The 22,174-nt window shown below is 65.9% G+C and carries 19 protein-coding genes and 2 pseudogenes; 14 read left to right on the plus strand and 7 right to left on the minus strand.

What is annotated here, in order from left to right:
* Positions 1-33 precede the first annotated feature (33 nt).
* The 7 genes from ACZ50N_RS09710 to ACZ50N_RS09740 all read left to right on the plus strand — a co-directional run bounded on the left by ACZ50N_RS09710 (position 34) and on the right by ACZ50N_RS09740 (position 6,959).
* Positions 34-966, plus strand: coding sequence for a phosphotransferase (locus ACZ50N_RS09710; protein WP_464468381.1), 933 nt, complete (start codon positions 34-36; stop codon positions 964-966).
* A gap of 1 nt (position 967) precedes the next feature.
* On the plus strand, positions 968-3,433 hold the full coding sequence (locus ACZ50N_RS09715; protein WP_464475238.1) for a GcvT family protein: 2,466 nt from the start codon (positions 968-970) through the stop codon (positions 3,431-3,433).
* Between the two features lie 111 nt (positions 3,434-3,544).
* Positions 3,545-4,231, plus strand: a complete 687-nt coding sequence (locus ACZ50N_RS09720; RefSeq protein WP_464475617.1) for an energy-coupling factor ABC transporter permease — start codon at positions 3,545-3,547, stop codon at positions 4,229-4,231.
* Positions 4,228-4,599: a PDGLE domain-containing protein gene (locus ACZ50N_RS09725; RefSeq protein ID WP_464475239.1), complete on the plus strand. Its 372-nt coding sequence runs from the start codon at positions 4,228-4,230 to the stop codon at positions 4,597-4,599. The genes ACZ50N_RS09720 and ACZ50N_RS09725 overlap by 4 nt, the downstream gene beginning before the upstream one ends.
* A 9-nt stretch (positions 4,600-4,608) precedes the next feature.
* The gene (gene cbiQ, locus ACZ50N_RS09730) at positions 4,609-5,388 is read left to right on the plus strand and encodes a cobalt ECF transporter T component CbiQ (RefSeq protein WP_073684736.1); all 780 of its coding nucleotides are present in this window, start codon (positions 4,609-4,611) and stop codon (positions 5,386-5,388) included.
* Positions 5,385-6,137 (plus strand): energy-coupling factor ABC transporter ATP-binding protein, encoded by a 753-nt coding sequence (locus tag ACZ50N_RS09735; RefSeq protein ID WP_046366101.1) that lies wholly within the window; start codon positions 5,385-5,387, stop codon positions 6,135-6,137. The genes cbiQ and ACZ50N_RS09735 overlap by 4 nt, the downstream gene beginning before the upstream one ends.
* Positions 6,138-6,302: 165 nt before the next feature.
* Entirely contained in the window at positions 6,303-6,959 is a 657-nt protein-coding gene (locus tag ACZ50N_RS09740) for a superoxide dismutase (RefSeq protein ID WP_464475240.1), read from the plus strand.
* Here ACZ50N_RS09740 and ACZ50N_RS09745 read toward each other — a convergent pair.
* Entirely contained in the window at positions 6,919-7,185 is a 267-nt protein-coding gene (locus tag ACZ50N_RS09745) for an ATP-binding protein (RefSeq protein WP_464475618.1), read from the minus strand. The genes ACZ50N_RS09740 and ACZ50N_RS09745 overlap by 41 nt on opposite strands.
* A gap of 193 nt (positions 7,186-7,378) precedes the next feature.
* Here ACZ50N_RS09745 and ACZ50N_RS09750 point away from each other — a divergent pair, with 193 nt between their 5' ends.
* Both ACZ50N_RS09750 and ACZ50N_RS09755 read left to right on the plus strand, forming a co-directional pair.
* Positions 7,379-8,530 carry a tyrosine-type recombinase/integrase gene (locus ACZ50N_RS09750; protein ID WP_464475241.1) on the plus strand — a complete coding sequence of 384 codons (1,152 nt, stop codon included), beginning with the start codon at positions 7,379-7,381 and terminating at the stop codon, positions 8,528-8,530.
* A 300-nt stretch (positions 8,531-8,830) separates the two neighbouring features.
* Positions 8,831-9,436, plus strand: coding sequence for a hypothetical protein (locus ACZ50N_RS09755; RefSeq protein WP_464475242.1), 606 nt, complete (start codon positions 8,831-8,833; stop codon positions 9,434-9,436).
* Between the two features lie 282 nt (positions 9,437-9,718).
* Here the strand turns inward: ACZ50N_RS09755 and ACZ50N_RS09760 are convergent, their stop codons facing one another.
* The 4 genes and pseudogenes from ACZ50N_RS09760 to ACZ50N_RS09775 form a co-directional block, all read right to left on the minus strand.
* The gene (locus tag ACZ50N_RS09760; RefSeq protein WP_464475243.1) at positions 9,719-12,433 is read right to left on the minus strand and encodes a hypothetical protein; all 2,715 of its coding nucleotides are present in this window, start codon (positions 12,431-12,433) and stop codon (positions 9,719-9,721) included.
* Positions 12,411-12,812: a hypothetical protein gene (locus ACZ50N_RS09765; RefSeq protein WP_464475244.1), complete on the minus strand. Its 402-nt coding sequence runs from the start codon at positions 12,810-12,812 to the stop codon at positions 12,411-12,413. The genes ACZ50N_RS09760 and ACZ50N_RS09765 overlap by 23 nt, the downstream gene beginning before the upstream one ends.
* Before the next feature lie 57 nt (positions 12,813-12,869).
* On the minus strand, positions 12,870-14,105 hold the full coding sequence (locus ACZ50N_RS09770) for an IS256 family transposase (protein ID WP_464473616.1): 1,236 nt from the start codon (positions 14,103-14,105) through the stop codon (positions 12,870-12,872).
* A 326-nt stretch (positions 14,106-14,431) separates the two neighbouring features.
* Positions 14,432-14,821, minus strand: a pseudogene (locus tag ACZ50N_RS09775) (sensor histidine kinase); the annotation flags it as partial.
* On the opposite strand from ACZ50N_RS09775, the pseudogene ACZ50N_RS09780 reads away from it, so the two are divergent.
* Positions 14,822-15,052, plus strand: a pseudogene (locus tag ACZ50N_RS09780) (sigma factor-like helix-turn-helix DNA-binding protein); the annotation flags it as partial.
* A gap of 7 nt (positions 15,053-15,059) precedes the next feature.
* Here the strand turns inward: ACZ50N_RS09780 and mtr are convergent.
* Both mtr and ACZ50N_RS09790 read right to left on the minus strand, forming a co-directional pair.
* Positions 15,060-16,472 (minus strand): mycothione reductase, encoded by a 1,413-nt coding sequence (gene mtr, locus ACZ50N_RS09785; protein WP_464475245.1) that lies wholly within the window; start codon positions 16,470-16,472, stop codon positions 15,060-15,062.
* On the minus strand, positions 16,465-17,475 hold the full coding sequence (locus tag ACZ50N_RS09790; protein WP_464475246.1) for an alpha/beta hydrolase: 1,011 nt from the start codon (positions 17,473-17,475) through the stop codon (positions 16,465-16,467). The genes mtr and ACZ50N_RS09790 overlap by 8 nt, the downstream gene beginning before the upstream one ends.
* A 117-nt stretch (positions 17,476-17,592) precedes the next feature.
* Here ACZ50N_RS09790 and mqo point away from each other — a divergent pair, with 117 nt between their 5' ends.
* From mqo to cobO, 4 genes are read left to right on the plus strand one after another with little or no spacing between them, the layout of a single operon-like run.
* A complete protein-coding gene (gene mqo / locus ACZ50N_RS09795; RefSeq protein ID WP_046365944.1) occupies positions 17,593-19,149 on the plus strand; it encodes a malate dehydrogenase (quinone) in 1,557 nt (518 codons plus the stop codon).
* Positions 19,150-19,179: 30 nt separating this feature from the next.
* Complete coding sequence (locus ACZ50N_RS09800) at positions 19,180-19,626, plus strand: GNAT family N-acetyltransferase (RefSeq protein WP_046365943.1); 447 nt, start codon at positions 19,180-19,182, stop codon at positions 19,624-19,626.
* Positions 19,623-21,521 (plus strand): magnesium chelatase subunit D family protein, encoded by a 1,899-nt coding sequence (locus tag ACZ50N_RS09805; protein ID WP_464475247.1) that lies wholly within the window; start codon positions 19,623-19,625, stop codon positions 21,519-21,521. Before ACZ50N_RS09800 ends, ACZ50N_RS09805 begins: the two co-directional genes overlap by 4 nt.
* A 12-nt stretch (positions 21,522-21,533) precedes the next feature.
* Entirely contained in the window at positions 21,534-22,148 is a 615-nt protein-coding gene (cobO, locus tag ACZ50N_RS09810) for a cob(I)yrinic acid a,c-diamide adenosyltransferase (protein ID WP_046365942.1), read from the plus strand.
* Positions 22,149-22,174 lie beyond the last annotated feature (26 nt).

Consider the following 22,174-nt stretch of genomic DNA (forward strand, 5'->3'; position numbering starts at 1 on the left):
GACCTTTGAGGCGATGCACCGTAGAGTGAAGCGATGTCGTCACCGCTGTCGGACGATCACCTGGACGAGCTGCTCGAACAGCTCCCGGTGTTGGCCGGGCGGGCGCGGACGCTCGAAGACCTCTCCGGTGGTCTGACCAACCGCAACGTGAAGATCACCACGGCCGACGGGATCTACGTCGCGCGCTGTGTGGACACCACCCGCAACCTGCTCGAGATCGACCGGGACTGCGAGCACGCCAACAGCGTCGCAGCGCACCGCGCCGGGGTGGGGGCGCCGGTGCTGGACTACCGGCCGGATCTCGGGGTGCTGCTCCTCGGATACCTCGAAGGTAAGACGCTGTGCAACAGCGACTTTGGTCGCCCGGGCGTGCTCGCTAAGTCCGCGCGCGCGGTGCGTGCGCTGCATGAGGGCCCGCGTTTCGTGAACCGGTTCGACATGTTCGAACGCCAGCCGGCCTACCTCGCGACCTGTGCGAGGCATGGGTTCCCGATCCCGGCCGAGTACCACGCTCACGCCGACGCGTTCGCCGAGGCGCGGCGGGCGCTCGCCGGTGGTGACAGCCCGCTGGTGCCCTGCAACAACGATCTGCTGGCCGGCAACTTCATCGAAGACGGTGACCACATCCATCTGATCGACTACGAATACTCGGGCAACAACGACCCGTGTTTCGAGCTGGGCAACATCTGGAGCGAGTGCGGACTGTCACTGGAGCAACTCGACGAGCTCGTCACCGCCTACTGCGGTCGCCCGCGGCCGCAGATGACGGCGCGGGCCCACCTGCAGGGCATCGTGGCCAAGTACGGCTGGACCCTGTGGGGTTGTATCCAAAGCGGCTCCAGTGCACTTGATTTCGACTTCTGGGATTGGGCGATGGAGCGCTTCGAGGCTGCTGTCGCCGAGTTCCGCAGTCCCGCTTATCACCGGCTGCTCGACCAGGTAGCAGCCGACGACGGACGAGGATGACATGACTTCCGCGAAGTCCCTGCCCACGCGCGCCCATGCTGTCATCATCGGCGGGGGAGTGATCGGCACCAGCGTGGCCTACCACCTGACGAAGCTGGGCCTGACCGATGTGGTGCTGATCGAACAGGGGCAGCTATCCAGCGGGACCACCTGGCACGCAGCAGGTTTGGTGGGCCAGTTGCGCGCCTCCGAGGGAATGACGCGCCTGGTGCAGTACTCGACGACCCTGTACTCCGAGCTCGAGGCGGAAACGGGTCTGTCGGCGGGCTACAAGCAGTGCGGCGGCGTCACGGTGGCACGCACCGAGGACCGCATGGAGCAACTGCGCCGCACCGCCGCCAACGCGGCGGCATTCGACCTCGACTGCCGGCTCCTCACCCCCGCCGAGGCCGCCGACCACTACCCGGTCATGCGCACCGACGATCTGGTCGGCGCGATCTGGCTACCTGCCGACGGCAAGGCCAATCCGACTGACCTGACCTTCGCGCTGGCCAAGGGGGCTCGGATGCGCGGCGCCCGCATCGTCGAGAAGACCCGGGTGCTCGACGTGACGACCGCCGACGGCGCGGTGACGGGAGTGCGCACCGACGCCGGTGACATCGAGGCCGACATCGTCGTCAACTGCGCCGGCCAGTGGGCCAAACAGGTGGCCGCGATGGTCGGCGCCAACGTGCCGCTGCATTCGGCCGAGCATTTCTACGTCGTCTCCGAATCCATCGCCGGGGTGCACCCGGACCTGCCGATCCTGCGCGACCCGGACGGCTACACCTACTTCAAAGAAGAGGTCGGCGGTCTGGTCATTGGCGGGTTCGAACCCGAGGCCAAACCGTGGGTGTCACCGGACGCGATTCCGTACCCGTTCGAATTCCAACTGCTGGAGGAAGACTGGGAGCACTTCGAGATCCTGATGAACAGCGCCCTGCTGCGCATCCCGGCGCTCGAGACCACCGGCATCAAGAAGTTCTACAACGGTCCGGAGAGCTTCACCCCCGACAACCAGTTCATCCTCGGCGAGGCCCCCGAGTGCCGGAACTTCTTCGTCGGTGCCGGCTTCAACTCCGTCGGGATCGCGACGGCGGGTGGCGCAGGGCGGGCACTCGCGGAGTGGATCGTCGAGGGCGCCCCGACCACGGATCTGACCGGCGTCGACATTCGGCGCTTCGCACCGTTCAACGGCAACAACCGCTGGCTGCACGACCGCGTCGCCGAGGTGCTGGGCATCCACTACGAAATCCCTTGGCCCAACCGGGAAATGACCACCGCGCGGCCGTTCCGGCGCTCGCCGGTACACCATCTTCTGGAGGCTGCCGGGGCGAATTTCGGCAGCAAGATGGGGTGGGAGCGCGCCAATTTCTTCGCCCCGGACGGGCAGGCGCCGGTGATCGAGTACACCTGGGACGCACCGAACTGGCTGGTGTGGTCGGCGGCCGAGCAGGCCAGCACGCGCAACGCCGTGACGGTCTTCGACCAGACGTCGTTCTCGAAGTATCTCGTCGTCGGCCGCGATGCCGAGGCCGCACTTCAGTGGTTGTGCACCGCCGACGTCGCCGTGCCGATCGGCAAGGCCGTCTACACCGGGATGCTGAACGCGCGCGGCACCTACGAAGCCGACGTCACGGTGACGCGGACCGGCGCTCAGGAGTTCCTCGTCGTCAGCGGCGCGGCCAGCACCGAGCGGGACAAGGACCACGTACGCAGGAACCTGCCGAGCGCACACGCGGATGCTCACATCGTCGACGCCACCTCGGCCTACGCGGTGTTCGGTGTCATGGGTCCACGCTCACGCGATCTGTTGGCAGCGCTCACCGACGCCGACCTGTCCGACGCCGCCTTCGGCTTCGGGACGAGCCGTCTGCTGTCGCTGGGATATGCGACGGTGCGCGCCACCCGCATCACCTACGTCGGCGAGCTGGGATGGGAGCTGTACGTGCCGACCGAGTTCGCCGTCGGCGTCTACGAGGACCTGATGCGGGTCGGCGCCGACTACGGGGTCGCTCGTGGCGGGTACTACGCGCTCGAGTCTCTGCGTCTGGAGAAGGGCTACCGTGCCTTCGGCCGTGAGCTCTCGCCCAGTGAGAGCCCGGTCGAGGCCGGCTTGCTGTTCGCGTGCAAGCTCGGCACCGACATCGATTTCCTGGGCCGCGCGGCGGTGGAGGAGGCGCGCCGCCGCGGGCCGACGCGCAAACTCGCCGGATTCCGCGTGGAGTCGGGTGATCCGATGCTGTGGGGTGGCGAACTGGTCCTGCGCAACGGCGTGGTCGCCGGGCAGGCCACCTCCGCGGCCTGGGGCGAGACGACGGGCGCGTGCGTGGGTCTGGCGTACCTGAGGGCGCCGGACGGTTCGGTGGTCGACGCGGACTGGGTACGCGCCGGCGATTACGAGATCAGCGTCGGGTCCCGCCGCTACCCGATCTCTGTGTCCCTGCGGTCGCTCTACGACCCGGCGGGGGAGCGGATCCGCGGGTGACACCTGCCCGGTCGGGTAGGTCCGACAGGTCGAAAGCCTGCTCATCTGATCAGCTAGACAGATGATCACAAGGGTCATACGCTCGCCGATGTGAACGTCACTTACCAGGCGATGCACATGAGCGACGGCATCGTCAACGCCCCGGTCTCGGTGCTGTTCGGGGTGCTGGCCCTGGTCGCGCTCGGCCTCTGCGCATGGCGGGCCCGGGAGGAACTCGACGAGCGCACCGTGCCGCTCGCCGGCCTGGTCGCCGCGTTCATCTTCGCGGTCCAGATGGTCAACTTCCCGATCCTGCCCGGGGTGAGCGGCCACCTCCTCGGGGGCGCGCTGGCCGCGATCCTCGTCGGCCCGTTCACCGGCGCGCTGTGTGTGGCGATCGTGCTCGTCGTGCAGAGTCTGCTGTTCGCCGACGGCGGCATCACGGCGCTGGGCACCAACATCACCAACATGGCGCTGATCGGGGTTGCCGCGGGTTACGGCACCGCGGTGCTGACCTACCGTCTCGTTCGTCGGGTGCGGTCTGACGTGTCTGTTCCGCTGGTGGGTGCGGTCGCGTTCGTCTCCGCGGTCGTGGGCACCGTGTGCGCCGCGATGGGGTTCGTGCTCGAATACGCCCTCGGTGGGGCGGGCTCGTCGTCGCTCACCACGGTGGCGTCCTACATGTTCGGCACTCATGTGCTGATCGGCATCGGCGAGGGCATCATCACTGCGCTGACGGTGGTCGCCGTCGTCCGCGCTCGTCCCGACCTGGTCTACCTGCTGCGGACCACGCGCACCCCGGCCGCGGTGGCGGCATGACCGGGGCCCGCCGCTGGCGGTTCTGGGCCGCATTCGCCGTGGCAACGCTGATCATCGCCGGCGGGTTGTCCTACCTGGCCAGCTCGAGCCCCGACGGGCTGGATTCGGCCACACTGCAGGGCTGCCAGCGGGTCGAGACCGTCGATGGCGAGCACCTGCAGGGAGACTGCATCGCCCAGCACGCCGGCGAGCATGTGCTCTCGCACTCGCCGCTGGCCGACTACTCCATCGGCGGACGCGACGGGACCGGCGGGGTGGCCGGCGTGGCCGGTGTCGCGGTCACCGTGCTCATCGCCTCCGGTGCCTTCTGGCTGATCGCCCGCTCGCGCCGGGCGTCGGCGCCCGTCGCGCCCACGACTGAAGACTGACCCCGTCCGATGGGGGCCGGCCACGCGCATCCGCTCTACCGCGACGGTGATTCGCCGCTGCATCGGCTGCCCGCCGAGGTGAAGATCGTCACGCTGGTGGCGTTCGTGCTGGCCGTCGTCGCCACGCCGCGAGAGTTGTTCTGGCCCTTCGGTGTCTACGCGCTGATCGTGCTGATGGTGTGGGCGGTGGCGAAGATCCCGCTGCGGTGGGTGCTGCCTCGGATGCTCATCGAGGCACCATTCGTCGTGCTTGCGGTACTGCTGCCGTTCGCCGAGGGCGGCGAGCAGGTCAGGGTCGGCGGACTGTCGCTGTCGGTGGCCGGTCTGTACGCGGCGTGGGGCATCGTCATCAAGGGCACGCTCGGGGTGGCCGCCTCGCTGACCGTGGCTGCCACCACGACAGCGCGCGAGCTCCCCGTGGCGCTCAGCCGGCTGCGTGTGCCGGCAGTGATCGTGTCGATGCTGACGCTGATGATCCGCTATGTCGACGTGCTCGCCGCGGAGATCCGACGCATGCGGCTGGCCCGGGTGTCTCGCGGTGATTCACCGCGCATGCTGCATCAGATCGGCGCGACTGCTGCCGGTGTCGGGGCGTTGTTCCTGCGGTCCTATGAACGCGGCGAGCGGGTCTACCTGGCGATGCTGTCCCGCGGCTTCGACGGACGGGTGCCGCCGTTGGCGCTCGGTGCCGGATGTCCGGCTGCCGCGTCGTCGCGGCAATGGGTGCTCGCGCTGCTGCCCGCCACGGCTGCGGTGCTGGTCGCGGCCTCTGCTTGGGTGATCCGATGAGCCCGGATTCGCCGATCACAGCGATACACGTCGAGGACCTGCACTACACCTATCCGGACGGGCACACCGCGCTCTCCGGTGTCGATCTCGACGTCGCACCGGGGGAGAGGGTCGCGCTGCTCGGGCCCAACGGGGCGGGAAAGACGACGCTGATGCTGCACCTCAACGGTGTGCTGAGCGCATCGCAGGGTCGGGTGGAGATCGGCGGGACGCCGGTGGTGCGCAGCACCCTGCGTGAGATCCGCCGCCGCGTGGGGTTGGTGTTCCAAGACCCCGACGACCAGTTGTTCATGCCGACGTTGGCTCAGGACGTCGCGTTCGGCCCGGCGAATTTCGGGCTGCGCGGCGCCGAGCTCGAGGCACGGGTGGCCGCGGCTCTGGCGGCGGTGTCGATGTCCGAGCTGGCGGCGCGCAGCCCGGCCCACATGTCCGGCGGGCAACGGCGACGGGCCGCGCTGGCCACGGTATTAGCCTGTGAACCAGAGGTTTTGGTGCTCGACGAGCCGTCGGCGAATCTGGATCCGGTGGCTCGACGGGAATTGGCGGAGACGCTGGCCGGGCTGGAGGCGACGATGATGATCGTCACCCATGATCTGCCGTACGCCGCGCAGTTGTGCACCCGCGCGGTGATCATGGACCACGGCGCTGTGGTGGCCGACGGCCCGATCGCCGAGGTGCTCTCCGATGGCGAGTTGCTGGCTGCGCATCGGCTGGAACTGCCCTGGGGCTTCGCGGTTCCGACGCCCTGAATTGCCTGTCTCCCAATGTTTGGCGCGGGTCCCGCCGCGGTAGGTGCGTGATGTGCTGCATCGACGTCTGCCGCGGCCGGCCCCGCTCCACGAGCCTAACACAAGGCTGCTCATCTGTTCAGGTGAACAGATATAGTCGTGGGCGTCGACGACGAAAGGATTTCCATGGCTTCTACGGCTTCTACGGCTTCTACGGCTTCCACGGCGGAGTACACGCTGCCCGATCTCGACTACGACTACGGGGCGCTCGAACCCCATATCTCCGGACAGATCAACGAGATTCACCACAGCAAGCACCACGCGACCTACGTCAAGGGCGTCAACGACGCGATCGGCGCACTGGAGGAGGCGCGCGGTGCCGGCGACCACAGTGCGATCTTCCTGCACGAGAAGAACCTCGCGTTCCACCTCGGCGGGCATGTCAACCACACGATCTGGTGGAAGAACCTGTCGCCGGACGGCGGAGACAAGCCTGTCGATGAGTTGGCCGCAGCCCTCGACGACCAGTTCGGTTCCTTCGACGCCTTCCGCGCACAGTTCACCGCTGCGGCCAACGGGTTACAGGGCTCGGGGTGGGCGGTGCTGGGCTACGACACGCTCGGCAGCAGGCTGCTGACCTTCCAGCTGTTCGACCAGCAGGGCAACGTGCCGCTGGGCGTCATCCCGCTGCTGCAGGTCGACATGTGGGAACACGCCTACTACCTGCAGTACCGCAACGTGAAAGCCGACTACGTGAAGGCCTTCTGGAATGTGGTCAACTGGGCCGATGTCCAGCGGCGGTTCACCGCAGCGACGACGCAGGCGCCGGGTCTTGTGAACTGAGCGGCGCGGTTGCCGCGTGCAGCCGAATCGTGAACGACGTTGATCCTGACCGAGATTCGGCGCTGATGGTGCCACCGTGGGATTCGACGATGGACGCGGCGATCGACAACCCCAGACCGAAGCTGCCGGTCTCCCGGGATCGTGACGAGTCGGCGCGAACGAACCGGCCGAACAGATGGGGCAGGACCGCGGCGTCGATGCCGGGTCCGTCGTCGGCGACGGTCATCGCCACGAAAGGCTCGCCCCCGAGCACATCGGCGTCGCCGCGTCCGGTCGCGATCGAGGTGGTGACGGTGGTGCCGGCCGGGGTTTATCTACCCCTGGATTTGAGCACTTGTGGAGCCAGACAGAGTGCTGCCCTATAACGGAACAGTCCGTTATCAGGCCTGTCGACGACACGATGGATATCGTTGTTGGCTGTGGGCGATACGTTCGTCGTGGAGAGGGCCGTTCTGCCGAGCGACGGCTCGACGGTCCTTGTGATCGTCAACGAGCACTTTGGCCTCCATCCGGAAGCCAGTGCCTATCTGGCTTGGCTGCGCGCCGCAGGGAGGTCGTCCAACACCGAGCGTGTCTATGCGGGACGAATTGCACTCTTCCTGACGTACTGCTCATCTGAGCGGTTGGAATGGAAGACGTTGTCGAATGGCGATCTGACGACATTTCTTATTAGATTGGTCGCCGAACCGGTTCTGCCGGACATCGGCCGTGGCGGTCGAAATAGTCCATATTTCCGGTCACCGAAAACTGCTAATGCGATCCTGACCTCGGTTTCCGAGTTCATGCGATTTGCTGCAACTCGTGAGTGGATTGCACCTGAGGTTGTGCAAAGTCTTAATTGTCGTCAGTCTCTTCGAGACCGACCTCCGGGCTACGACTGGGGTGAGCGGCAACAATTCCGCACGATACAAGCCCGCTCATTCAAGCTGCCACAGGCAGAGACCCGGCCCAGAATGCTGGGCGACAATCAAATTGCTGCAGTTTTTGAGTCGGCACAACGGCCCCGAGATCGGCTATTATTCGGGCTGCTTGCTGAATCGGGTATACGCATCGGTGAAGCGTTAGGGCTCCGGCGCGAGGATATGCACTTCCTCTCCTCGAGTGCGGCCTTGGGATGCTCCACTGTGGGGCCTCACGTGCACATCCGTCGACGCTTGAATGCTAATGGAGCTCTCGCAAAGAGCCGATACGAACGCTCGATTCCCGTGACCAGTGTCGTTTCTGAGCTGTACAGCACATATCAGCGTGAACGTTACTCATTGGTTGATGAGGACACCTCGGATTTCGTTTTCGTCAACCTGTACCGACCGCCAATCGGAGCTCCGATGCGGTATCACAATGTGAAGAAGCTTTTCGAGCGAACCTCTGCCGCAGTCGGATACCCCGTGACGCCTCATATGTTCAGGCACTCTGCGGCCGCCCGCTGGCTGTCTGCCGGGGTATCGCGAGACGTCGTCCAGTCACTGCTTGGGCATGTGTCTGCCGCGTCGATGCAGATTTACAGGCATCCCCCGGACGAAGCAATGGGGGAAGCAGTTAAAACTGTTGGCCCAAGTGGCCGGTCGAACTGATGTCGGAACCAGCCTCGACTCAAGCGGTTACGCAGTTCCCCGGCGCTCAACGCTGGTCAAACTGGTTGCGCGTCAACGGCCATGCGAAGTGGCGCGCAGAGCAGTGGGATCAGGAGGCATGGCTCTTCACCGCGACGGGTAATGACCCGTCGGTGACGGAGTCGCCATGCATGGTCCAGTCATGCACCGTCATAATCGGCAAAGGCCGGCTCTGCAGATCGTGCGTCCGAGCGTTCCGGAGTTCGGGTCTGCAGTACCCCTGAGAACCGTCAACAACGGCGCCGATCGAGAGGAGTAGCCGTGACCGCAGCCGGGAACAAGCGCAAGCCCGGAGATGTCCTCCGCGAAGCACGACAAAGCGAATCGCTTCGAAAGCGCAATGAAGTGTTTCGGACCGTCGACGCGATGAAGCGCGATGGTGCCGAGATCACTTTTGCGGCAGTATCACGCGCTGCAAAAGTGTCCCAGTGGCTCGTCTACGCAGACGGCGTACGCGAATACATCCTGGCAGCGCGCGAAGCCCAGGCTGCCGAACCGAAGCGAAACGAATTGTTAGGGCGTGCCGCTTCAGACGCCAGTCTTCGGACTGATTTGGAGCTTGTTCGACAGGAAAATAGGCGGCTACGCGACGAAGTGAACAAGCTTAAATGCTTGCTGCGCGGTCGGTTAGGTGAGCAACTGGAAGCAGAGGCAGCTCAATCGCTCCGCGAGCGCATTGACGAGCTGGGCGCCTCCAATATCCGCTATCAGGGCGAGAACCAAATTCTGGAAGAGCAGTTGGCTCTCACGCGCGTGAGACTGCAGGAAGTTGAAGACGACCTGTCAGCGGCACGTACGAGCTTGCGGCGCATGATTCCGAGCAACTCATCGGAACGAGCGAAGGGTCAGCCGCCCGACAGTGACTGATACGGTGCGCCGCGCCAAAGAAGGCAGCTGTGACCTCGTATCAAGGGTCTCTGCCGTGCGACGTCGCTATCGTTTTCGGGCAGGCACAACGTGGCGGATCTAGACTTCCAGGTGTGAATACGGCGCCAAAATCGGATTCCTTCGAGCCGCATGAGGGGCGCGGTAACGTCCGTCTCCGTTCCCTCCTCAGGGACTCCGAACGCGCTAAGCGTGTCATCCACATTCGACATCAGATGCGCCTAGACGATGGTCAAGACTCGGCACACGATGCGCCCGCGGCCACTAGCTGAGCAATGAGCGCACGGACCACCTGGGGTCCATCGAAAGCAACGTTCTCACCTCAGAATCTCGATGATCGTCCGTCGTGCCCAGCTCGGTAGCGAGTGCCCTTCTGACACGCACGTCTTCGTCGTTAGCCAGCGCGAGCCCCAACGCTTCCGGCAACGTCGTCGAATGAGACCAACACTGCGCGGCAAGGCTGCGGAGAGCCCAACTCGGCTGCTGCGCCAGAAGGCCAACGTGATCGTCGCCAATCTCCGAACGGACTTTCTGCAGGGCACTGGTCACACGAAAGTCGCTGTCGCTGCCCACGCCAATGAGTCGAAGCGCTGCGTCTCGAACCAACTGCTTCTCATCGGTCGACACGGCCAGCTTGGCGGCCAGCTGAACAGCTGCCGGCCGGGCATCACTCCCATCGTCAACTGTGACAGCGCCCAACGGATTGCTCATGGAGTCATGTAGGGCATCTGCTCCCGAGCGGGACGCGTTCGATGCCAGAGCCATCGCTTTGTCGAAACAAGACCGGCGCACCTCTTCGGGAATCTCATCGACGAGATTGATGGCAGCACGCAGGTAGTCATCGCGATTCGTAGCAGGCTCCCACGGCTCCGTTGCATTCGACAGCAGCATCTCAACGCAGGCCACGCGATCCTCGGTCGGCAGGCTCATTGCAACGAGCGAATCGTTGATCGCTCCTGTTCCCATGCTAAAGCCATTCGCGTTGGCCGTTGAGGGGCTACTCAGGCGCTCCGCGGCGGCCGCGGCGGCCGATGGGTCTGTCTCTCCCGCATCAAGATAGGCGAGAAGTGCCGCGGCATCGCGGTGGCTGCCAGCCGCCATCTCAGTTAGCCGATCTCGGGCATAGTCGATGTTGACCGCCAGCGCCTTCTGCTCGAATCGCCCGAAATGGTGTGGTTCTCGCTCGAATAATCCGAGCAGTTGGTCCGTGGCGATCTCACGCAGCTCGACAGAATGTGATTGCGCGATGCCGGCGGCGATCCGAATATGACTCTCGTCGGTGTCTCGGTAATGATGCTTCTCGACCACAACTGATCCGGCGAGCATGTCCAGCACTGACCGCGCGTCTTCAGGTGTGAATCGTTGCGATAGCGCGGCGAGGAGGCCGAAAGCTGAGCGACGCATGTACGGGCTGAACACCGGTGAGTCGAGAAGATTGCCCGACTCTACGTCCCTAATCACTTGAAATGCCTGCGCCACAACTGCGTTGAGGTTGTCGTCTGGAATCAGATCTGCCTGTTGCGCAGCGAATTGGAACGCACTCGCACTCACCCACGACAGAGGGCTTGCGATCAAATTTGTTACGTCGTGGTAAGAGTCGCCGAAGGCATCTGCCACTTTCCGGGCCGTCTCGTAATCACCGCCGGCGATGCTGTAGATCGTTGCGAGGGGTAGCTCGCCGCATGCGAGGTAGTGGGTACCAAGCATTGTCCGCGCTTCTCGTTCATCGACGAAGGAGGCAGACCTGATGGCTTCAAGCAATTGGCGCCGAAGGTTGATAGCGGCAACCCTGGGCCGATCAAAGTGCAGAGCGGCCAGTGCCTGTTCACGGACTTGCCTAGCTGCCGGGATAATCCGCGGTTCCGAAGGCCTACTGAGGAGCCCTTGAGCAAGCGGGTAGTACTTATCCTCGAACATTCCGCCGAAGCGATTCGCGACATATCGTTGGCTGAACAGCCAATCGGCTGCATCCTCATAACGGGCCGACAGGCACGCTTCCTCGACCGCCTCACGCCAGCCCTCGTCCGCGTCGGCCGGCGCAGCTTGCCGCAATCGCGAACGGGCATACCTTGCGTGGATTAGCGCCTTGAGCTCTCGGGGAATGCCAGCCTTGGTAACCCGAAGCAAATTGTCCCACTCCCCGGTGGCATCGGCTACTGCCAGCCTGAGGCGAATGGCAACCGGCTGGTCTGATTGAGCGACCTCTTCAACAGATGCCTCAATAATCTGTCGGTTGGCTTCTATCCACGACGAATTATCGTCCCCGAGAGCGTGTTCGGCAGCGAATAACAAAGTCCGTGCACGATTTAATTCGTCGAGAAGGGCTACTGCATCGCCGGGGAATTCGTCTGGTAGTGGTACTGGAGCTTGTAGATGGTCGGCGACGAATTCAGCGACCTGGACGGCAGCGCCGAGAAGTGGAGACCGAGCGGACTCCGGATCATATGGCCCGAAGTCCGGAAATCCTGCAAGACTTTGCAGTTCGGACAAGACTTTCTGTGCTCGCATAGAACTGGCTGTGGTGTCGGCCTCCCACAACGCGGTCATCATTAGGAGAACGGCCGTGGTCTCGTCACCCGTAGCCACGCAGAGAGCTGCGACGCGGTCGTTGAATTCCGATGCGTGGACATGGAAGCCAGCATCCCTCAATCGTTTCTGGACTTCGCGCAGCAATTCGAGCGCCGTGGATGGATCCGCGTCGAACAGTTGATTGGCCTGTTCAAGGAGACCTTGGGCGTCTGTACTGGCGAGAGGTCCGAGCAGGACCGCGTTGGCGGTATCGAGCGGATTGGGACCTGCGCTCCCTACTCCGACTGCAGAACCGACAGGGCCATGGATGTTCATCGTTACCGATTTCGCACCGCTGACGTCAAGTGTATTGACTGCATTCACGGTGTTGATGGCGACTGAGCGATCTTTTGCCGTGACCACCACCGCGGCTTGTGCTGCGGGCCCTTCAGCTGGCCCGTCGGTCGTCATTGCCAACGCTCCCATCGCCATCCGGCTCATCGCGCGCCGATTCCGCAGCGCCGATGTTGATGTCGCCGACATTCTCGACGTGGTTTGCGGCAAACGATCCATGGTCGGCCGAAATATTGTTGCCGGACGAAGTCGACTGCTGCACGTTAGAACCGCCCGTCGAAGCCGAGCCGTCGATTTGCGTGGTGTGCCTGTCGTCTTCGCCGTCGATCTCAGTGCGCTCGAGGATGATCGCAGAGGCTGCAGCGCCCACGAGTGCGGCGACCGCGACCACCCACCACCACCACTCCGTCGGGGGCGATGTCAATTTGTTAATCGCAAAGGCTTCTGCGAACGCTGATACAGCGCCGATGGCCACCACGCCTGGGCGGCGGCGCATGGTCAAGTCCCGGGACGTGGTGTACGACGTCGTCGTGTGATTCTTCGAGGTGATGGTTCAGGCGGTCAGGGCCGCTGGCACGTCCTCCTGTTCGGTCGGTGAGTTCTGGGCGGCTCGGGATTTGCTCAGGACGTCCAGGCCGAGGTAGCGACGGGACTCGGCCCATTCGTCGTGTTGTTCGGCCAGCACGGCGCCGACGAGGCGGATCAGCGCGTTGCGGTCGGGGAAGATGCCCACGACGTCGGTGCGCCGGCGGATTTCCTTGTTGAGTCGCTCCTGGGGGTTGTTCGACCAGATTTGGCGCCAGATCGCCTTGGGGAACGCGGTGAATGCGAGCAGGTCCGGGCGGGCAGCTTCGAGGTGGTCGGCGACTTTCGGGAGCTTGTCGGACAGCGCGTCGATGATCCGATCATATTGTGCGGCAACCGATTCAGTGTCGGGTTGGTCGAACACCGAGTGCAGCAAGGTACGCACCCACGGCCACGACGACTTCGGGGTCAGCGCCATCAGGTTGGTCGTGTAATGGGTTCGGCAGCGCTGCCAGGCAGCTCCGGGCAGGGTGGCGCCGATCGCGGCCACCAGCCCGGCGTGAGCGTCGGAGGTGACCAGCTTGACCCCGGAGAGGCCGCGAGCGGTCAGCGATCGCCAGAACGTGAGCCAGCCGGCGCCGTCTTCGGCGGTGCTGACGTCGATGCCCAATATTTCGCGGTGGCCCTCGTTGTTGACCCCGACGGCGATCAGCGCGTGCACGTTGACGACGCGGCCGCCTTCGCGGACCTTCAGGACCAGGGCGTCGGCGGCGACGAACGTGTACGGGCCGGCGTCCAGTGGTCGGGTGCGGAACGCCTCGACCGCGGTGTCGAGTTCCTTGGCCATCACCGAGACCTGCGACTTCGACAGGCTGGTGATGCCGAGGGTTTCGACGAGCTTGTCCATTCGCCGGGTGGACACCCCGAGCAGGTAGCAGGTCGCCACGACCGTGGTCAGGGCCCGCTCGGCGCGCTTGCGGCGTTCCAGCAGCCACTCCGGGAAGTAGGAACCCTGCCGCAGCTTGGGGATCGCGAGGTCCATTGTGCCTGTGCGGGTGTCGAATTGGCGGTGCCGGTATCCGTTGCGGGAGTTCGTGCGGTCGGTGCTGCGTTCGCCGTATCCGGCGCCGCACAGGGCGTCGGCTTCGGCGCCCATCAGGGTGTGGATGAACGTGGCGAGCAGCTCGCGCAGGACGTCGGGGTGGGTGGTGGTGAGTCGTTCGGCCAGCACGGTGGGCAGGTCGATATTGTGGGCAGTGGTCATCGCGTGTGTTCCTTCTTTGCTCGAGTGACTTTGGTCGGTCCCTCGAAGAATCACGCGATGACCTTCAATCACTCGGCTACGACACGCCGGTACCGCTGATCAGGTCCGACTCGTACACCACTCTGCTGGACGCAACCCGGCGCATCTTCGACAACCACGACTTCACTGGCTCGCCTTCCTGGCCGGCCGGACAGCCGAGTGGTTATCCGATCACGGGACTTAACTTACATGACTTAAAACTCGTTTCGCTAGAAGCTGACGCAAAGTACCTGTTCATACACCATTAACGCTGGGTCTTTGCCAGCGACAGGGGAAGATAAGAGTAGGTGCACCCGGGCGTTGTACAGCAGGTTGGCCAGCGCCTGGTGTAGCTGGGCGCGGTCGGCCCGCACCCACACCGCGCCGTCCGGCACCCGGGTCGGCCATTGGTGCGTTGGTGCGGAGACCGCGGCGTCGTTGACCGCGTCGACCACCAGCTCGGTCTCGTAGACATCGGTGATCTGACGATCCTGGCCGTCGTCCAAGCGGGCCAGCAGCAGCAGATTGCTGACCAAATCGCTCATCCGCTGCGCCTCGGATTCGATACGCGCCAATGAGTATTCGGTGGTCTCGGGCAGGACATCGCTGTCCTGGCGGGTCAGCTCGGCGTAGCCATGGATCGCCGCAAGCGGTGTGCGCAGCTCGTGGCTGGCATCAGTGATGAACTGGCGCATCCGCTGACCGCCCTTGGTGACGACGAGGTGCGGTATGCACTCGGCCAACTCGGCGAAGACCAGCGCATCGCGGTCTACTACGCCGACGTGGAGGGACTGCCGCAGCGAGAGATCGCCGAGATCCTCGACATCCCGCTCGGCACCGTCATGTCGCGGGTGTACCGGGGTCGCAACGCGCTGCGCCGGCTTCTCGTCGACGTCGCCGCCGACCGTGGCTACCTGCGCGCAGCCTGAGGTGCCCCTAGTGCCGTCTGGACGGTGGCCACGGCGGCTCGCCGCAGAGCGCCAGCAGCGCGTTCTCGATCACCTCGGGCAGCGCCGGGTGAATCCAGTACTGGCTGCGCGCCACCTCCTGCGCGGGCAGGTCGAAGGCCATGGCCTGGATCACCGGCTGGATGATCGACGACGCCTGGAGGCCCATGATGTGCGCACCGAGGAGCAGCCCGCTCTCGTCGTCGACGATGAGTTTGGCGAAGCTCGTCGTGTCCTCCAGAGCCCAGCCGTACGCCACATCCCCGTAGTCCTGGACCTTGGAGCGGATGCGGTAACCCGCTGCGCGCGCCTCGTTTTCGGTCAACCCGACGCTCGCGATCTGCGGATCGGTGAACACCGCCGACGGCACGTTGCGGTGATTGACCGGCATCAGGTTCTCGGTGTCGTCCCAGTCCTGCAGCAGATTGTGCTTCACCACCCGGGCTTCGTGATTGGCGACGTGCTTGAGCTGGTACGGCGAGCTGACGTCACCGAGGGCGAAGACGTTGCGCGCGGTCGTGCGCTGATACTCGTCGACGGTGACCCGTCCGTCGACCACCTCCACGCCCGCGTGGTGGGCGTCGAGCAGATCGCCGTTCGGTATCCGGCCGGTGGCGATCAGCAACGTGTCGGCGTGCACCGTGGCGCCGTCGTCGAGCGTGAGCGTCACCCCCGACTCGTCGGACGAGCCGCGCACGATGTTGCGGCGGCTGCGGATCTCCCACTTCTTGCCCGCGAGGTCGGTGAACCGCTCGCAGATCGTGTCGTCGCAGTGCGTCAGCATCGTGGTGCCGCGCAGCACGATGGTCACCCGGGTCCCCAGCGAGGAGAAGATGTGTGCGAATTCGGCTGCCACATAACCGCCTCCGACGATCACGAGATGCTCGGGTAGCTCCGAGATCCGCATGATGGTGTCGCTGGTGTGATACGCGACGCCGCAGTCGGCGATGGCCGGGGGCACGGTCGCCCTCGCACCCGCCGCGATCACCACCTGCTCAGCGGTGAACTCGTCACCGCCGTCCGTACGCAGCCGGTAGCCGTTCGCGCCCTTGTGTTCGGCGAAGCGGGTGTGGCTGGCGAAGACCTCGACGTTGGGCGAGGACCGCCGGTACTGTTCGCCGCCGGTCGACAGCGGGTCGATGCGGCCGAACACCCGGGAGACGATGTCGGGCCAGCGCACCGCCTCCACACGGGCGTCGATGCCGAATGTCGATGCCTGCCTGACTTGTTCGGCCACCTCGGCGGCGTAGACGAACATCTTGGTGGGGATGCAGCCCACGTTCAGGCACGTGCCGCCGAACACGTCCTGCTCGCAGATCGCGACCTTCTTGTCGATGTAGCGATCGTCGATGATGCTGTTGCCCGATCCGGTGCCGATGATCGCGATGTCGAAGTCAGCCATGGGGTTCTCCCTCTTCCGAATGCCAGTCGAGCCAGCGGTCCAACTCGCGATAGGCCGTGCGCCGGGCTTCGGGCACCGACAGGAACACGTCGTGTTTGGCGTCGGCGATCGGCACCACCGTCGTGCGGTTGCCGACACAGCCGGCCCACCGCGCGATCTGGGCGACGTCGAGCACCGCGTCCCCGCGCTGGATGAGCTCGGAGTCGGCCACTTCGCGCACGCTGCGGTCCGAGCGCAGGATCAGGTTGGGCACGCCGACGTCCAGGCCGCGGTGCAGCTGTGCGTGGCCGCGGCGGATCGCCCGGATCCAGCCGAGGGTCACCGGGAAACCGCCGACGGGTTTCCACGTCAGGTCGTAGTCGAAGTCGCCGGCGTAGTCGCGGTGCAGTGTGGTGCCGTAGCCGCCGGGGGTCGGGCGCCGCACCACGGTGCGTGACCGCAATCGCCCCGCGGCGCGCAGCGCAGCCGTGGTCGGCGCCGCGCGCAGGATCGCCGGGCCCTGCAGGTCGAACCAGGGGCTGTTGAGCACCAGACCCGACACCGCAGGCCGCGCGTCACGGCGGCGATCCAGCCGAGCGCCGCCGCGGCGGCGACGATCCAGCCACAATGTGACGACGAGCCCGCCGGCCGAATGCCCGTAGACCAGCACGTCCGCTGCGGTCTCCCCGGCGATCGTCGCCAGCGCACGCTCGAGCTCGGTGTCGTAGCGGGCCAGGTCGGTGGTGAAGTGCGGTGTCTGACCCGCGCGATGAGAGCGACCGCATTTGTGCAGGTCGATTGCGTAGAACGCGATGCCGCGGGCGGCCAGGTGATCGGCGAATTCGGTGTTGAAGAAGTAGTCGGTGAAACCGTGCACCATCAGGACGGCGTGCCGAGCCCCCGGATCGGCGGGTCCCCGGCGCACCAGAGTGGCTTCCAGATCGCCCTCTCCGTCGGGGTCGGGCCCCAGCGCGAAAGTGGTCTGCCAGTACCCGGGCAGGACATCGGGCTGCCATCCGGACACGACAGCCACCTTAGTGGGCGAGGTGGTCGGCGGGTTGTGACCGCGCGCGGCGGGATAACCTGAACACCGGTAAGCCGTGAGCAACGGGGACGCGACCACGAAGGGCCGATCGAGTTGGTGTCTGAAGCGGAGAAGACCGACGTCCTGCTGGTAGGGGCGGGCATCATGAGCGCGACCCTGTCGGCGCTGCTGCGCCTGGTCGAGCCGAACTGGTCGATGACGCTGGTCGAGCGTCTCGACGGCGCGGCCGCAGAGAGCAGCGATCCCTGGAACAACGCCGGCACCGGCCACTCGGCGCTGTGTGAACTCAATTACACCCCGGCGCGTCCGGACGGCAGCATCGACATCGCCAAGGCCGTCAACGTCAACGAGCAGTTCCAGGTCTCGCGACAGTTCTGGACCTACGCCGTCGAGAACGGCGTGTTGCCCGACGTGCGCAGCTTCCTCAACCCCATTCCGCACGTCAGCTTCGTGCAGGGCGAGGACAACGTGAAGTACCTCAAGGCCCGGTACGACGCGCTGGTGACCAACCCGCTGTTCTCGACGATGGAGTTCATCGACGACCGCGACGAGTTCGTCCGCAGGCTGCCGCTGATGGCGGAGCGACGCGACTTCTCCGAGAAGGTCGGGCTGAACTGGACCCAGGACGGCACCGACGTCGACTTCGGCTCGCTGTCGCGGCAGTTGATCGGCTTCGGCGCCAAGAAGGGCATGTCGACACTCTTCGGCCACGACGTCACCGATCTCGACCAGGGCTCCGACGGGCGGTGGACGGTCAAGGTCGTCAACCGCCGCACCGGCCAGAAGCGAAAGTTCAACGCGGGCTTCGTGTTCGTCGGAGCCGGCGGCGGTGCGCTGCCGCTGCTGCAGAAGGCGGGCATCAAGGAGGCCAAGGGCTTCGGCGGTTTCCCGGTGGGCGGTCAGTGGCTGCGCAGCGGCAACGCCGATCTCACTGCGCGTCATCAGGCCAAGGTGTACGGGCTCCCGCCGCTGGGTGCGCCGCCGATGTCGGTGCCGCACTTGGACACCCGGGTGATCAACGGTCGCTCGTGGCTGCTGTTCGGGCCGTTCGCCGGATGGTCCCCGAAGTTCCTCAAGCAGGGCAAGATCACCGATCTGCCGCTGTCGGTCAAACCGAACAACCTGGTCTCGATGCTCGGTGTCGGGCTCACGGAGATGGGGCTGCTGCGCTACCTGATCGGCCAGCTGCTGCTGAGCGAATCGGCGCGCGTCGACGCGCTGCGGGAGTTCGCGCCGAGTGCGAAGAATTCGGACTGGGAGCTCGACATCGCCGGTCAGCGCGTGCAGGTGATCCGCAAGGCCAAGGGCAAGGGTGGCGTTCTCGAGTTCGGCACCACCGTGCTCTCGGCTGCCGACGGAAGCATCGCCGGCCTGCTCGGCGCCTCGCCGGGCGCCTCGACCGCGGTGCCCGCGATGCTCGAGGTGATGTCGCGGTGCTTCGGTGACCGCTACCAGAGCTGGCTTCCCACGATCAAGACGATGGTGCCGTCGCTGGGCACCAAGCTCTCGGAGGAACCCGCACTGTTCGACGAGATCTGGGCCCGCGGCACGAAGGTGCTCAAACTCGACAAGCCCGCGGGCGCTCTGCCCGACACCGCACTCGACGTGTCGTCGGCGGGCACCGAGCACACTCCGACCACGGCGACCGTGTGACGGTGTCGATTCGATGACGGTGTCGCCCCGATGACCGCGGCGTTGCGCCGCAGCTGGGCCAAGGATCTCGACGCCGCCACGCTCTACGAGCTCCTCAAGCTGCGGGTGGAGGTGTTCGTCGTCGAGCAGGCGACGCCCTATCCGGAACTCGACGGCCGCGACCTGCTCAGCGAAACCCGCCATTTCTGGCTGGAAAACGCTGAGGGACAAGTCATTTCGACACTGCGCCTGATGGAAGAGCACCCGGCCGGACACAAGGCGTTCCGCATCGGGCGGGTGTGCACCAAACGCTCCGACCGCGGGCACGGGCACACCGCGCGGTTGTTGACCGCGGCGCTGGCCGAGGTGGGCGACTACCCCTGTCACATCAACGCCCAGACGTATCTGGAGGAGATGTACGGCAGGCATGGATTCGTTCGCGACGGCGAGGAATTCCTCGACGACGGCATTCCGCACGTTCCGATGGTCAAGCCGTGAATGGTGAAGCTCTCTACCCGTTCAGCGCCCTGGTCGGACACGACCGGCTGAAGCTGGCGCTGGTGCTGTGCGCGGTGCGCCCCGACATCGGCGGCGTGCTGATCCGCGGCGAGAAGGGCACCGCGAAATCGACTGCGGTGCGCGGCCTGGCGCACGTGCTCACGGAGTCGTTCCGCATCGCCGGCGGTGACAGTGCGAATCCGGGTGGACAGCTGGTCGAGTTGCCGATCGGAGCCACCGAAGACCGGGTGGTCGGCTCACTGGACCTCCAGAAGGTCTTGCGCGACGGCGAACACGCCTTCTCGCCAGGTCTGCTGGCGCGAGCGCACCGCGGTGTTCTCTACGTCGACGAGGTCAACTTGCTGCACGACCATCTCGTCGACGTGCTGCTCGACGCGGCGGCGATGGGCCGGGTGCACGTCGAACGCGACGGCGTCTCGCACAGCCACGAGGCGCGGTTCGTGCTGATCGGCACGATGAATCCCGAAGAGGGAGAACTGCGGCCGCAGCTGCTGGACCGGTTCGGGTTGACCGTGGACGTGGTCGCCTCCCGTGACGTCGACGTCCGCGCCGACGTGATCCGCCAACGGCTCGCCTACGAGGCCGATCCCGCTTCCTTCGCCGCGCGCTACGCCGCCGCCGACGCCGAGCTGGCCGGCCACATCGCCGACGCGCGGGCACGCGTGAGCGATGTGGCGTTGCCCGACAGCGAGTTACGGCGCATCGCCGCCCTCTGCGCGGCGTTCGACGTGGACGGGATGCGCGCCGACCTGGTGGTGGCGCGCACCGCGGTGGCCCACGCTGCGTGGCGCGGTGCGGCCGAGGTCGCCGAGCAGGACGTGCGGGTGGCCGCCGAACTGGCGCTGCCGCACCGTCGCCGACGCGATCCGTTCGACGATCCGGGTCTCGACGAGGGCCGGCTCGACGACGCGATGGCCCAGGCCGGTGAGGCAGCCGACGACGCGTCGGGTCCCGATCGCGACCCCGAGCCGGATCCCGACCCGCCCGGTGGCGGCGCACCCTCGCCTGGCGAGGCCACCGACGCCGATGCCGCAGGGCCGCAAGCATCGTCACCACCACCGCCGCGTCCCAGCGCGCCGCCGGCCGCCGCGTTCCGGACCAGGGCGCTGGTGGTGCCCGGGGTCGGCGACGGAGCACCCGGCCGCCGGTCACGGGCCCGCAACCGCACCGGCACGGTCGTCGCTGCGACCACTGACCCGCACGCCGGTCACGGGATGCACGTGTTCGGCACGTTGCTCGCGGCCGCAGGTCGGCACAGCGGGCGAGGCCGGCTGCGACCTGCCCCCGACGACCTACGTCGGGCTGTGCGGGAGGGCCGCGAGGGCAACCTGGTGATCTTCGTCGTCGACGCGTCGGGTTCCATGGCTGCGCGGGACCGGATGTCGGCGGTCAGCGGCGCCACACTGTCGCTGCTGCGTGACGCCTACCAGCGCCGCGACAAGGTCGCCGTCATCACGTTCCGCGGGCAGGATGCCCGGGTGCTGCTGCCGCCGACGTCGTCGGTCTACGTGGCCAGCACGCGCCTGGCGCGCTTCGACACCGGCGGGCGGACACCGCTGGCGCACGGATTGATCGCCGCGCGCGACATGGTGGTCCGCGAACGCACGCGTGACCGGGCGAGACGCAGCCTGGTGGTTGTGCTCACCGACGGGCGGGCCACCGGCGGGCCTGATCCGCTGGGCCGCACGGCAGCAGCAGCGGCCCGACTGGTCGCCGAGGGCGCATCGGCTGTCGTCGTGGACTGCGAAACCTCCTTCGTCCGTTTGGGTTTGGCGCAAGATCTGGCGAGGCGGCTGCTGGCCCCGGCGGTGCGGCTGGACCAACTGCGCGCGGACGCGCTGACCGCTGTCGTCAAGACACAGGCCGCGGCCTGAGAAGGGAATCCGATGCCTCAGGGTCAGCCCGTGGCCGTTCCCCGCGACGGGTTGACCACGCGGGCCCGTCGCCACGCCCCGCTGCTCGCGGTCCACACCGGCGCGGGTAAGGGCAAGTCCACCGCGGCGTTCGGAATGGCGCTGCGCGCCTGGAACCAGGGCTTCGACATCGCGGTGTTCCAGTTCGTCAAGAGCGCGAAGTGGAAGGTGGGGGAGGAGACGGCGCTGCGTGAGCTCGGGCAGGCGCACTCCGAACGTGGCGTCGGCGGGCCCGTCGAGTGGCACAAGATGGGCTCGGGCTGGTCGTGGTCTCGCAAGGCGGGCTCCGAGGAGGACCACGCCGCGGCGGCTGCCGAAGGCTGGGCCGAGATCGCGCGCCGGCTCGCCGACGAGCGTCACGACTTCTATGTGCTCGACGAATTCACCTATCCGCTGAAGTGGGGGTGGATCGACGTGGCCGAGGTTGTCGACGTGTTGGCGTCGCGGCCGGGCACCCAGCACGTGGTGATCACCGGGCGCGACGCCCCGGCCGCACTGTGCGACGCCGCCGATCTGGTCACCGAGATGACCAAGGTCAAGCACCCGATGGACGTGGGCCGCAAGGGCCAGCGAGGTATCGAGTGGTGAGCGCAGCGAACCACGACAGACGGGGC

This window comes from Mycolicibacterium obuense, from assembly GCF_055397605.1.